This is a genomic window from Oceanobacillus sp. GQ8 (genome assembly GCF_059758495.1).
The window spans coordinates 631322-645447 of sequence record NZ_JCAXEV010000001.1 but is presented as its reverse complement, the minus strand read 5'-3'; the positions used below and the strand labels follow the sequence as shown (position 1 = coordinate 645447).

Here is a 14126-nt window from a genome sequence, read left to right as displayed (position 1 = left end):
GAAGTTATTTACTAAGGAGTAATCTTATGGAGAGAACAGAATGGTATCTTGAATATGAAATCCAAATAAATCGCCCTGGGTTACTTGGTGATATTTCCTCATTGCTAGGAATGTTGTCAATCAACATTATCACAATAAATGGAGTAGAGAATTCCAGGAGAGGGATGCTTCTGCTCTCTAAATATGATGAAAATATTACAAGACTAAAGACAATTTTGCAAACAATGGATACAATAAATGTGACAAAGATCAGGAAGCCAAAACTGCGTGATAAATTAGCCGTGCGACACGGGAAGTACATTCATAGAGATGTTGATGACCGTAAGACAATTCGGTTTGTGAGAGATGAACTTGGTTTATTAGTCGATTTTATGGCGGAATTATATAAACAAGAAGGTCATAAACTAATTGGTATTCGAGGAATGCCTCGTGTTGGCAAAACGGAATCAGTGGTGGCAGCAAGTGTCTGTGCGAATAAGCGATGGTTGTTTGTGTCAAGTACATTACTAAAGCAGACGGTGCGCAGTAAACTGATTGAAGGTGAATATAACCCCGATAATATATATATTATTGATGGCGTGGTTTCAAAGAACAGAGCGAATGAGAAACATTGGCAGTTAATACGAGAGGTGATGCAGCTTCCATCTATCAAGGTGGTTGAGCATCCAGATATCTTTGTACAGGCGACGGAGTATAAAATAGATGATTTTGATTATATCATTGAACTTCGAAGCCATGAAGATGAAGTAATTACATATGAGCCGATTGAAAGGCAGGATTTTAGCCAGGACAATGGCTTTACAATGTTTGATTTTTAAAATGGATGGTGTTTATATATGGAAATTGGTGTACGGTTAAAGGAAGCGAGAGAAGCGAAGAATATCTCTTTAGAAAGTCTTCAAGAATCTACCAAAATACAGAAACGTTACCTTATGGCGATTGAAGAAGGGAATATGAAAATCCTTCCTGGTAAGTTTTATGCACGGGCATTTATTAAGGAATATGCCAACGCGGTAGGTCTTGACCCCGATGAATTGTTAGAGGAGTACAAAGAAGAAGTACCAAAAACAGAAGAACAGGAAGAAGTACAATATACTCGTATGCAACGGACAAGAAAATCTGGAAATGCTGAGAAAAGCAGTTCTCATTCTTCCATTTTGCCAACAATTATTACAGTCATACTCGTTATAGGTATCCTATTTGCTGCATGGTATTTTATTAAGCAATCCATGGGGAATGATGAAAGCAATGCGCCAGGTGAGGAAGAAGACATTATTATAACCAACCCAGAAAATTCACAAGAGAATGCATCTGGTAATGAAGATAATGAAAGCAATGAAGATGAGTCTACTGCTGACGATGCGGATCAGGAAGAGACAAATGAACAAGAACAGGAAGAAAATCAGCCGGAGCCATCTTTCTCTGTAGTGGAAGAAGGGACTGGATCTACACCTGTCTCAACTGTCGCACTAGATAACGCTGGGGATGAAATAACAGCAACATTGGAAGCAGAAAGCGATACATGGCTACTTGTGGAGTCTGAAGATGGGGAGACATTTTTTGAAGAAGGAATGTTTACCAGTGAAAAATCCCCATTAGAGATTGACTTAAGTGGAAAAGAACGCATATTCTTTAAGATCGGAAATGCCTCAATTTTAACCATCACGATAAATGGAGTGGAGATGGAATATCCGGTTGATGCGAATGCAAAAGTGCGTCAGGATATTTGGCTGGAAATTAACCAGGAAACAGAATAATTGTAGAGAAGCCCTTCCCTTTTATACAGACGGAAGGGTTTTATCACTTATCTTACACATAATAGTAAACATAATAGGAGGATTTACGAATGAATGTACCTAATAAAATTACGCTATCTCGAATTTTTCTAATCCCTATCTTTATTCTATTGTTAAGTATTCCATTTAATTGGGGCACTTGGGATATTGGGGAAACGTCTCTACCTGTATCAGATTTCATAGCGGCTTTGCTTTTCATTTTAGCAGCTGCTACAGATTGGGTTGACGGTCATTATGCACGTAAGCATAACCTCGTAACAAATCTAGGTAAGTTTTTAGATCCACTTGCTGATAAGCTTCTTGTCTCAGCAGCGTTAATACTGTTAGTGGAGATGGGAATGGCACCAGCTTGGCTTGTTATTGTCATTATAAGTAGAGAGTTTGCAGTTACAGGGTTACGACTTGTCGCAGCCGGTGAAGGTATAGTACTTGCTGCTGGTAGCATGGGGAAGCTTAAAACAGCAACACAAATGGTCGCAATTGCAATTTTACTTCTACATCAGTTCCCGTTTTCCTACATAGGCTTCCCGTTCGGTACGGTAATGCTTTATGCTGCACTATTCTTCACCATAGTTTCGGGTGTTGACTACTTCATGAAAAACTGGCATGTTATGAGGGATTCGAAGTGATGAAACAATTAAAAACAGAGATTGTTGCAGTAGGCACGGAATTATTGCTCGGACAAATTTCGAACACAAATGCACAATGGTTATCTCAACAACTCGCTTTATTCGGGGTTAATGTGTACCATCACACTGTTGTAGGAGACAATTTGCAGCGTGTCAAAACAATATTCAACCAAGCCCATGCTCGTTCAGATGTGATTATAGTGACGGGGGGATTGGGCCCGACAGATGATGATTTAACAAGAGAGGCGTTTCAAGCAATGAGTGATATGGACATCGTAGAACATGAGCCTTCCATGGATAAAATAACAGCTTTTTTCAGTAAACGCGGAACGAATATGACGCCGAATAATCGGAAGCAGGCGCGAGTTTTTGCAGGAGCTAGCGTATTGGAAAACCATGCTGGGATGGCACCTGGTATGATTGTCACCCATGAAGAGAGAACATGGGTTTTTCTTCCTGGTGTCCCAAGAGAGATGAAGCATTTAGCTAGTACATCTGTTTTCCCATATTTGCAGAAGCTGACAGGTGAAAAACAAGTTATCAAGTCAATGATATTAAAGTTTATCGGAATCGGAGAATCCCAGCTTGAGCATGAATTATATGATTTAATTCAAAATCAAAGCAACCCTACTCTTGCGCCTCTAGCGCAAGAAAGTGGTGTTGTAATTAGGCTTACTGCCAGACATAATTCCGAAACAGAAGCCGATTCTTTACTAGAACAAACAAAAGCACAAGTAGAGGATCGACTCGGGGACTATCTTTTTGGTATTGATGAGCAAACGATCGAGCAACAAATAATAGATTTACTCAAATCTCATGGTAGGACGATAGCCGCAGCGGAAAGCCTAACGGGTGGAATGTTTACCGATAAGCTCGTCTCTATTTCTGGTGCTTCAGCTGCCTGTAAAGGTTCAATTGTATGCTATGATACGGATGTAAAAAGGAATGTACTTGGAATATCAGAGGAGGTCCTCGTAGAAAACGGGACCGTTTCTGAAGCTTGTGCAGAACAGATGGCTGAGAAGGTAAGTGGTTTGCTGGGTAGTTCATATGGAATTTCATTTACTGGAGTTGCGGGTCCTATGTCAATGGAGGACCACCAACCAGGTACTGTCTTTGTTTCCATATACGACCACATGAATAAACGCTCTGAAACCAAATGTTATCATTTTCATGGTGATCGCAATTCAGTAAGACATCGGGCGACAATAAAGGGATTAGAATTTCTTTTTAATTATTTAAAATCCACTATTGAGTAGGTTGTATGAGGAGTTAATCTAATTCTAGCTTGGCCTTCATACTGGAAAATGCTATTTTTTCCAATAGAACCATATTAAAAAAAGGGAACATTTATTCGTTTTTTTCTTGGCAAAAGGTAAAAAACAATGTATGATGTAAATAGAAGAACTGAAGGAGGAGTACGTTGTGAGCGATAGAAAACAAGCGTTAGATATGGCGTTGAGACAAATAGAGAAGCAATTTGGTAAAGGATCAATAATGAAACTTGGGGAGCAGGAACAAAGGAAGATAGCAACCATTCCAAGTGGATCACTTGCTTTAGATGTTGCATTAGGAATAGGTGGATACCCGCGCGGACGTGTTATTGAAATATATGGCCCGGAGTCTTCAGGTAAAACGACTGTTGCTTTACATGCCATTGCAGAGGCTCAGCAAAAAGGTGGACAGGCTGCTTTTATTGATGCAGAGCATGCGCTTGATCCAATTTATGCAAGAGCACTTGGTGTTAACATTGATGAATTGCTGTTATCCCAACCAGATACTGGGGAACAAGCACTGGAAATAGCTGAGGCGCTTGTAAGAAGTGGTGCAGTAGATATCGTCGTAGTAGACTCCGTCGCTGCCCTTGTACCGAAAGCGGAAATAGAAGGTGAAATGGGTGACGCCCATGTTGGGCTTCAAGCTCGTCTTATGTCACAGGCACTTAGAAAGCTATCTGGAGCAATTAACAAGTCAAAAACCACTGCTATCTTTATTAACCAGATCCGTGAAAAAGTAGGTGTTATGTTCGGTAACCCTGAAACTACACCAGGTGGTCGTGCACTAAAATTCTATTCATCTGTAAGACTAGAAGTTCGTCGTGCAGAGACTTTGAAGCAAGGCAACGACATCATGGGAAATAAAGCTAGAATTAAAGTAGTGAAAAATAAAGTAGCTCCACCTTTCAAGCAGGCGGAAGTAGATATTATGTACGGTGAAGGTATATCCAGAGAAGGTGAGATTCTTGATATTGGATCAGATCTGGACATTGTACTGAAAAGCGGTGCTTGGTATTCCTATAATGAAGAAAGGTTAGGCCAAGGTCGCGAAAATGCGAAGCAATTTCTGAAGGAAAACACAGACATAACGGCTGAAATCCACGAAGCAATCCGTCAACATTATAAGTTGGATGAAGAGCCCGAAGAAGAAGCAGAAGAGGTTAGCCAGGAAAGTTTTGATGTGTAAGTAGGAAGTGAAAATTTTAGTAGTATTCTATTAAACTAATGCCGGACGATATTTCGAAGCTAAATTCGAATATGTCCGGTTTTCTTTATATGGTTTAAGTTTGAGTGTTAAAGTTTAGCATTTTTCCCTTTATGGCTATATTGTAGTTATGAGTGTGGTAAAAAGAGGTTCTATTGAGCTAATTACTTCCTATTAAGTATGAGAAATAAAAGCGTTTCTTCTATTTCCTATTAGGGTAAGGAAATAGTTTGTGACGTTTCCTTGACATTCCTTATATAGACAATTAAAATTAAATATGTATAAATTTATAATTTATATTATATGAATTATTGTTCTTTTGCATTTGAAAACGGTACATGCCGACAATAATGATTTGTAAAACTTAATAGCAATAGGAGGTGAAATTATGGACAATCCTATCTTTATAATCATCTCCATTTTGCTCCTAATCGTCGGTATTGTTGTTGGTTATCTGATTCGTAAATCTATTGCTGAAGCTAAGATCTCTAGTGCAGAAACCTTAGCTAAACAAATAGTGGATGAGGCACATCGAAATGCAGATGCCGCTAAAAAAGAGGCACTTCTTGAAGCGAAGGATGAAAATCACAAGCTTCGTCAGCAGACAGAAGACGAGTTAAGAGAACGTCGTTTAGATGTACAAAAGCAAGAAAATCGTCTGATGCAAAAAGAAGAAAATCTGGACAGAAAAAGTGATACAGTAGACAAGCGTGAGCTCATGTTAGAGAAAAGAGAACAGTCACTAACAGAAAAACAACAACAAATTGAAGAAATGGAAAGCAAAGTGGAAGCTATGAAGCAGGAGCAGCAAACAGAGCTTGAGCGCATTTCAGGATACACGACCGACCAGGCAAGACAGGTTATCTTAGAGCGTATTGAAAAAGATGTTGCGCATGAATCCGCACTAATGATCAAGGAAGCTGAGAATCGTGCGAAGGAAGAAGCAGACAAAAAGGCGAAGAACATTCTTTCCCTTGCCCTGCAACGCTGTGCAGCAGACCACGTTGCGGAAACAACCGTTTCTGTAGTGAATCTTCCAAACGATGAAATGAAGGGGCGTATAATTGGTAGAGAAGGACGTAATATACGTACACTGGAAACATTAACTGGAATTGATCTTATTATAGATGACACCCCAGAGGCGGTAATTCTATCTGGATTTGATCCAATTCGTCGTGAGACTGCCCGTTTGGCACTTGAAAAACTTGTACAGGATGGTAGAATTCACCCTGCAAGAATTGAGGAAATGGTTGATAAATCCAGACGTGAAGTGGACGAATATATAAGAGAGATCGGTGAGGAAACAACATTTGAAGTTGGTGTGCATGGTCTTCACCCGGATCTGGTTAAAATACTTGGTCGACTGAAATACCGGACAAGTTATGGACAAAATGTCCTTAAGCATTCAACTGAAGTTGCTTACTTATCTGGATTGCTTGCAGCTGAATTAGGAGAAGATGAAACATTGGCTAGAAGAGCCGGATTACTTCATGATATCGGAAAGGCAATTGACCATGAAGTAGAAGGTAGCCATGTTGAAATTGGAAAAGAATTAGCGATGAAATACAAAGAGCACGAAGTTGTCATTAACTCAATTGCCTCCCACCATGGTGACGAGGAACCTACATCCATCATTTCTGTCCTGGTTGCTGCTGCGGATGCACTATCTGCTGCTAGGCCGGGCGCAAGAAGTGAAACACTTGAGAATTACATTAAGAGGCTGGAGAAACTGGAAGAGATATCTGAATCCTTTACCGGAGTAGAAAAATCTTTTGCTATCCAGGCAGGAAGAGAAATAAGAATCATGGTTAAACCTGACGAAATTGATGACATCGAATCGGTTCGTATTGCTAGAGACATTCGAAAACGAATTGAAGGTGAACTTGATTATCCTGGCCACATAAAAGTTACGGTAATCAGAGAAACCAGGGCAGTTGAATATGCAAAATAATGCATAGTCTATCAAAAAAAGCGGTCAATGACCGCTTTTTTTTTTTGGTAAAAAGATATTCTGGTTGGGTTGTGGCCAATTTGAGTTGCCTTTCATACCTAAAGGTTTAGAAAATGGCTACGTTTTGACAATAGAAAGTTTATATGAAAAACTAAATATAATTAATAGAGATGGGATGAACTAATTATGAAGATATTATTTATTGGTGATGTAGTAGGTTCACCGGGAAGAGACATGGTACAGGAATATTTACCAAAATTAAAAGAGAAATATCGCCCGACCGTGACAATTATCAATGGTGAAAATGCTGCGTCTGGAAAGGGCATCACAGAAAAAATTTACAAGCAGTTTTTAGAATGGGGCGCACAAGTCGTTACCATGGGTAACCATACATGGGATAAAAAAGAAATCTTTGAGTTTATTGATGATGCAAAATACATGATACGTCCAGCGAATTTTCCTGAAAATAACCCAGGGAAGGGTATTGTTTATTTGAATGTAAATGGTACGGAAATAGCGGTTATTAATATGCAGGGCCGCACTTTTCTACCTGTTATAGATGACCCATTTCAAAAGATGGACCTTTTAATTGAAGAGGCAAAGCAACGTACGAATATTATTTTTGTTGATTTTCACGGTGAAGCTACAAGTGAAAAGCAAGCGATGGGATGGTATGTGGACGGAAGGGTGAGTGCTATAGTTGGTACGCATACACATACACAAACAGCAGATGAACGCATTTTACCAGGGGGAACAGCATATATTTCAGATGTTGGGATGACAGGGCCGTATGATGGAATCCTTGGAGTAAATAGAGAGGCTGTAATGAAAAGATTTCTTACATCTATGCCGGTACGTTTTGAAATCACGAAAGAGGGAAGAACACAATTAAATGGATTCGTTGTTTCAATTGATAAGAATAGTGGGAAAGCAACTAAAGTAGAGCGGATTATGATTAATGAGGATCACCCATTTTTTGGCTAGTCTTTGAATCTGTGAATTATTTGTCCATACTGTAATAAGCTAACATCTCCAAGAATATAGTAGCAATAGAACTACAATAGCAAATAAAGGAGGTACTAGTAATGGAAGTATTAAAAGTTTCAGCTAAATCAAGTCCAAATTCAGTAGCGGGCGCACTCGCGAATGTCCTAAGAGAACGTGGCACAGCGGAAATCCAGGCAATTGGTGCTGGTGCACTAAACCAATCGGTAAAAGCTGTAGCTATTGCAAGAGGGTTCGTAGCTCCAAGTGGAGTGGATTTAATCTGTATACCAGCGTTTACGGATATTATGATTGATAATGAAGAAAGAACAGCCATTAAACTTATTGTAGAACCGAGATAAATAGAATAAACGATATTACCTCCCGCAATTTAGGGAGGTTTTTATTATAATAGAAATAAATACAAAAGCCATAGTTTAAAGAAGAAAGTATGTTATGGGACAATTTGAATACAAACACCCTGAAATTATGATAAAAAGGTACTCCACGCTTTTGAGTTATAATATTGTGTATTTTGCTTGTAGCATTTATACTGTAATATTGTATAGGTATAGTTTGGTGTGGGAACACATGAAAGGGGTCTTTTAAATGAACGAACAGCAACGAAAAGAACAGTCGCAAATAGTTAATCAGGTAGATGCCGCGGACAGAAAATCCGGACTGGAAAAACCTTTACATGAAAAAACAAGCGCTGATTTTGCGAAATACTTTGAAACTACTTATGAACCACCTAATTTGAATAAAGCTCGAAAACGGGGCCGGGATAAAGTAAATGTTCACTATGATTTTGCTATTCCTGAAGACATGGAGCGAATTGGTGAAGGAAAGAAATTTTTAATACGTACATATGGATGTCAGATGAATGAACACGATACAGAAGTAATGGCCGGTATCTTAACCGAGATGGGATATGAGTCAACTTCTGATACAAATGAAGCAGACATCATTTTACTTAACACTTGTGCCATCAGAGAAAATGCTGAAAACAAAGTGTTTGGTGAGATTGGCCACTTAAAACCTTTAAAATTAGAAAAGCCTGATCTTATCCTAGGTGTTTGCGGTTGCATGTCACAAGAAGAATCTGTTGTAAACCGAATACTGAAGAAGCATCAGCATGTGGATCTCATCTTTGGAACGCACAATATTCATCGCTTGCCGCATTTAGTGAAAGAAGCTATGTTTGGCAAAGAAAAGATTGTAGAAGTGTGGTCAAAAGAAGGCGATGTTATAGAGAATCTTCCTAAAGCAAGGAAAGGAAAAATCAAGGCCTGGGTAAATATCATGTATGGTTGCGATAAATTCTGTACCTATTGTATCGTTCCTATGACGCGAGGAAAAGAAAGAAGTCGAAGACCTGAGGATATTATACAGGAGGTACGTCACCTTGCTGCCCAAGGCTATCAGGAGGTAACATTGCTGGGGCAAAATGTTAACGCCTACGGTAAAGATTTTGAAGATTTAACCTATGGTCTTGGTGACTTAATGGATGACATGCACAAAATTAATATTCCGCGGGTTCGCTTTACGACTTCCCATCCACGCGATTTTGACGACCGTCTAATTGAAGTATTGGCCAAAGGCGGTAATTTACTAGATCATATTCACTTGCCAGTACAATCAGGAAGCAGTGAGATCTTAAAGAAAATGAACCGCAAGTATACGAGAGAGGAATACCTGGAACTTGTAAGGAAAATTCGTGAAGCAATGCCAAATGCGACATTAACAACTGACATAATCGTTGGATTCCCAAATGAAACAGATGAACAATTTGAGGAAACGATGACGTTAGTTGAAGAGGTTGGATTTGAGGCGGCTTATACGTTTATCTACTCACCTCGTGAAGGTACACCTGCTGCAAGAAAAAAAGACGATGTACCAGAAGAAGTGAAAAAACAGCGCCTATATCGTTTAAACGATCTTGTTAATAAGCAGTCGGCAGAGTCAATGAAAACCTATACAAATAATAAAGTTAAAGTGCTTGTAGAAGGGGAAAGTAAGAAAGACCCTGACGTATTAGCAGGATATACAGAAAAAAATAAATTAGTAAATTTTAAAGGACCGAAGTCTGCGATTGGCAGTATTGTAGAAGTTGAAATTACAGAAGCAAAAACATGGTCTTTAAATGGTGTGATGGTAGAAAATACAGTTGAGGTGAACTAATATGGCAGAATATACACGTACACAAGTATTAGAAGAAGCAAAAAGACTTGCGTCAATGCTTGCAAATACAGAAGAAATTGATCGCTTTAAGCAAGTAGAAGCAAAAATAAATGAAAATCAAAAAGTACAAAAATTAATTACAAAGATTAAAGCATTGCAGAAACAAGCAGTAAACTTTCAGGCTTATGAGAAAAGAGAAGCGTTAAAACGTATTGAGGAAGAAATTGATCGCCTGCAAAATGAAATTGACGAAATTCCAGTAGTTCAGGAATTTAAAGAAACACAAATTGTTGTAAATGATGTATTACAGCTCGTTTCAGGAACGATAGCCAGAGAAGTTACCAATAATGTCATTGAATCAACAGGCGGTGATCTTTTAGCAGGAGAAACTGGCTCAAAAGCAAAAAAGAACCATGGTTGCAGTAACTAATTATGATGAAAGAGACGAAGCAGTCTCTTTCTTTTTTTATTTCCAAACCGCTTCATGACACTTCTCACCCACCTTAAAATTGGTTTCTTTTCTTTTTTCACAAATCGCTATGCACTTTAGGTATTTGTCTTGCATAAAATGAGAATGAAAAAAGAGGAGGTAAAAGTAATTATGACTTTTCTTGAAAAAGACTATAGAGAAATCATTACAAAAGCCGTTTGTGGAAAAGGAAAAAAATTCACGCAAGCTTCTCATTCCATTACGCCATCTCATAGACCATCAAGCATCCTGGGGTGCTGGGTGATCAATCATTTATACAATGCTAAGAAGAAGTCCGAAGACACTGTTGAAATTAATGGGAGCTATGACATCAATGTATGGTATTCCTATAATGATAATACTAAAACAGAGGTCGTAACGGAGAGGGTTACCTATACGGACATAATCCCGCTTTCTGTTAAAGATGATAAATGTATCAATGATGAGTTTGACGTAATCGCAAAAGTTACACAGCAACCAAACTGCCTGGAATGTAAAATTGCAAGTAAGGGACACAAAATTGTTGTCGAGATTGAAAGAGAATTTGTTGTTCAAATTATCGGTGAAACAAAAATCGCTGTCCGTGTTGATCCTTCTGAGAACAACTTTGATGACGATGAAGACAATTGGGATTTTGAATTAACTGATGATGAACTGGAAGAAGTTGAACCAGATTTCCTTCATCATAAAGACTAATAAAAATTACGAGGGATAGTCTCTCTCGTAATTTTTTGTTTTTTAAGCTGTTTGTAATTAAGTTCTCTAGTTAGCCAAATATAATGTTTTATCCCGGTGCAACCTTCCGTAAGACTCCCACTTCAAAACATGAGGTGAAACAGTGATGTTTAAGTGGGAGTAAACGGACGCTAACACCCCGATTCGTTCAACTAACAATCAGTGGGGGAAGAACGAAAACCCCCACTGATTGAAGTTTCACTTTATATAGTTAGAAGCTTCTTGGAAATTCGTATGAGTAAGGGGATGTATGCTATACTATAGCTAGTATAAGATAGGTTTTGGAGGATGAAACATGGCAAAATATACACCCATGATGGAGCAATACTTACAAATAAAAGCAGCTTATAAAGATGCCTTTTTATTTTTTAGATTAGGTGATTTTTATGAGATGTTTTTTAATGATGCAATAGAAGCTGCAAGAGAGTTAGAGATAACCTTGACCAAAAGGGATCCTGGACAGAAAGAGCCCATCCCAATGTGTGGTATCCCATACCATGCAGCAGCTAATTATATAAAAATTCTTGTGGAAAAAGGTTATAAAGTTGCCATCTGTGAACAGGTGGAAGATCCGAAGACGGCTAAAGGTGTTGTGAAAAGGGAGGTTGTTCAACTTATAACTCCTGGCACAGTTATGGAGAGCACAATGCTTACCGAGGGAGAAAATAATTATATTGCGAGTCTTTCTCACTTTGTAGATGGCTCTTTTGTGATAGCTTACAATGACTTATCTACAGGAGAGAATCGACTTGCCCTTATCGAGGAAGGGTTTGAAGCGGTCATCCATGAATTTTACAACCAGCCGATCAGGGAAGTTGTAATTCCATCTACATTACCCGAAGGTCTACAAAGTCAATTGCGAACACGCCTGCAGGTCACATTATCCTATCAGGACGAAGTTAAATTTAGTGCGGAATATCGTGACCTTAGTGAGAATCTCAATGATGAACGGTTAATGACTGCGTTCAGCAGATTACTCAATTATGTTCAAGACACGCAAAAACGATCCCTCGATCATTTAAAACAAGCAGAGATTATTAATCGAAAAAATTATCTCTCATTGGATATGTATTCGAAACGAAATTTAGAATTAACCGAAACGATAATGAAAAAGGGAAAACAAGGAAGCTTGCTCTGGGTTTTAGATAAAACCGTAACGGCAATGGGATCCCGCATGTTGAAGAAATGGCTTGAACGCCCATTACTACACAAGGAGAAAATCGAGGAAAGGCTTGATGCAGTATCCGCATTTTATGAGCATTTTCTAGAAAGAGATACATTAAGGGAAACATTGAAATCTGTCTATGACCTTGAAAGACTAGCTGGTAGAATCGCTTTTGGTAATGTTAATGCCCGAGATTTACAACAGTTAAAGCTGTCTCTAGAAAAGATTCCAGGTATAAGAGAAACCTTAAATCAAATAGATCAAAAGGAGGTTGTAAACCTTGCAAACGATCTTCATTATCCTGAACATTTAGTAGCGTTATTGAATGAAAGCTTGGTAGACGAGCCACCCGTTTCAATAAAAGAAGGATCTATCATTAAAGATGGATACAATGAGCAGCTTGATACGTATCGTTATGCTTCAAGAAATGGAAAACAGTGGATTGCTGAGCTGGAACAGAGAGAGAAGCAAGAGACGAATATTAAATCACTTAAAATCGGCTATAATCGTGTCTTTGGTTATTATATTGAGGTGACACGGGCGAATCTTCATCTCCTACCGGAAAATAAATATGAACGGAAACAGACTCTAACCAATGCAGAGAGATTTATTACACCTGAATTAAAAGAAAAAGAACAACTTATATTAGAAGCAGAAGAGAAAAGCGTTGAACTTGAATATCAGCTCTTTTTAGAAATTCGGGAAAAAATCAAGGAACATATTCCAGAGATACAGTATTTGGCTGACATAGTCAGCAGGATAGATGTTCTTCAAACCTTTGCTACGGTTAGTGAAGTGAATAATTTTAAACGGCCAAGTTTTAGCACAGAGAAGCTTGCTATCAAAAATGGCCGTCATCCTGTCATTGAGCAGGTCATGCGTGACGGGAATTTCGTACCGAATGATGTGGAATTGGATGCTGAGAAAAATGTGCTCCTTATTACTGGTCCAAACATGTCAGGTAAAAGTACGTATATGCGGCAACTCGCCTTGACGGTTATCATGGGGCAAATTGGTTGCTTTGTTCCTTGTGATGAAGCTGAATTATTATTGTTTGACCAGATATTTACTAGAATTGGCGCTGCCGATGACCTAGTATCAGGACAAAGTACGTTTATGGTAGAGATGCTTGAAGCCAACCATGCCATCTCGCATGCAACAGATAAAAGTTTGATTTTACTAGATGAAATAGGTCGGGGAACGAGTACATACGATGGAATGGCGCTTGCCCAGGCGATTGTCGAGTATATCCATGATAATATTCATGCTAAAACATTATTCTCGACCCATTACCATGAGCTCACTTCTTTAGAAAACTCACTGGATCGCTTGAAGAACATTCATGTACGTGCAGAGGAGTATGAAGGAAATGTTGTCTTTCTCCACCAAATTAAAGAAGGTGCAGCAGACGAAAGCTATGGAATTCATGTAGCAAAGCTTGCTAACCTTCCAGGAACATTAATTGAACGTGCAAATCTTATATTGCAACAGCTAGAAGGGGAGCAAAAGGAAACGAAAGCGAATGAAGATATACCAGCGTCTGATCAGCTGTCCTTTTTCGTAGAAGAAAAGCGTGAAACTTCGAACTCTCGTAGTGAAAATAACCAGATAGATGCGAAGCTGTTAAAAAAATTACAAGAGCTAGACTTATTTGACATGACACCAATGGATGCCATGAATACCTTGTATCAATTACAGAAAGAAGCAAAAAGCACGAAGTAGAAAGGAATGTTAG

The 14126-nt window shown here is 38.7% G+C and carries 12 protein-coding genes; all 12 read left to right on the top strand.

Annotated features, from left to right (window positions below):
• The first annotated feature begins 26 nt into the window (after positions 1-26).
• The 12 genes from AC6CHS_RS03435 (at position 27) to mutS (ending at position 14113) form a co-directional block, all read left to right on the top strand.
• Positions 27-818, top strand: a complete 792-nt coding sequence (locus AC6CHS_RS03435) for a DUF3388 domain-containing protein (RefSeq protein ID WP_036572989.1) — start codon at positions 27-29, stop codon at positions 816-818.
• Between the two features lie 18 nt (positions 819-836).
• The gene (locus tag AC6CHS_RS03430; RefSeq protein ID WP_498234106.1) at positions 837-1757 is read left to right on the top strand and encodes a helix-turn-helix domain-containing protein; all 921 of its coding nucleotides are present in this window, start codon (positions 837-839) and stop codon (positions 1755-1757) included.
• Between the two features lie 89 nt (positions 1758-1846).
• Entirely contained in the window at positions 1847-2425 is a 579-nt protein-coding gene (pgsA, locus tag AC6CHS_RS03425; protein WP_036572987.1) for a CDP-diacylglycerol--glycerol-3-phosphate 3-phosphatidyltransferase, read from the top strand.
• Positions 2425-3684: a competence/damage-inducible protein A gene (locus AC6CHS_RS03420; RefSeq protein WP_498234104.1), complete on the top strand. Its 1260-nt coding sequence runs from the start codon at positions 2425-2427 to the stop codon at positions 3682-3684. Before pgsA ends, AC6CHS_RS03420 begins: the two co-directional genes overlap by 1 nt.
• Positions 3685-3850: 166 nt before the next feature.
• The gene (gene recA, locus AC6CHS_RS03415) at positions 3851-4888 is read left to right on the top strand and encodes a recombinase RecA (RefSeq protein ID WP_036572983.1); all 1038 of its coding nucleotides are present in this window, start codon (positions 3851-3853) and stop codon (positions 4886-4888) included.
• A 406-nt stretch (positions 4889-5294) separates the two neighbouring features.
• Positions 5295-6857, top strand: coding sequence for a ribonuclease Y (gene rny, locus AC6CHS_RS03410; protein ID WP_036572982.1), 1563 nt, complete (start codon positions 5295-5297; stop codon positions 6855-6857).
• A gap of 186 nt (positions 6858-7043) precedes the next feature.
• Positions 7044-7841 (top strand): TIGR00282 family metallophosphoesterase, encoded by a 798-nt coding sequence (locus AC6CHS_RS03405; protein WP_119574406.1) that lies wholly within the window; start codon positions 7044-7046, stop codon positions 7839-7841.
• A 101-nt stretch (positions 7842-7942) separates the two neighbouring features.
• Complete coding sequence (locus AC6CHS_RS03400; protein WP_036572979.1) at positions 7943-8203, top strand: stage V sporulation protein S; 261 nt, start codon at positions 7943-7945, stop codon at positions 8201-8203.
• 247 nt (positions 8204-8450) lie between these two features.
• Positions 8451-10022 (top strand): tRNA (N6-isopentenyl adenosine(37)-C2)-methylthiotransferase MiaB, encoded by a 1572-nt coding sequence (gene miaB, locus AC6CHS_RS03395; RefSeq protein ID WP_498234101.1) that lies wholly within the window; start codon positions 8451-8453, stop codon positions 10020-10022.
• A 1-nt stretch (position 10023) separates the two neighbouring features.
• A complete protein-coding gene (locus AC6CHS_RS03390) occupies positions 10024-10452 on the top strand; it encodes a YlbF/YmcA family competence regulator (protein WP_036572976.1) in 429 nt (142 codons plus the stop codon).
• A 171-nt stretch (positions 10453-10623) separates the two neighbouring features.
• Positions 10624-11187 carry an outer spore coat protein CotE gene (locus AC6CHS_RS03385; RefSeq protein ID WP_036572975.1) on the top strand — a complete coding sequence of 188 codons (564 nt, stop codon included), beginning with the start codon at positions 10624-10626 and terminating at the stop codon, positions 11185-11187.
• A gap of 334 nt (positions 11188-11521) precedes the next feature.
• Positions 11522-14113 carry a DNA mismatch repair protein MutS gene (mutS, locus tag AC6CHS_RS03380; RefSeq protein ID WP_498234099.1) on the top strand — a complete coding sequence of 864 codons (2592 nt, stop codon included), beginning with the start codon at positions 11522-11524 and terminating at the stop codon, positions 14111-14113.
• The last annotated feature ends 13 nt before the right edge of the window (positions 14114-14126 follow it).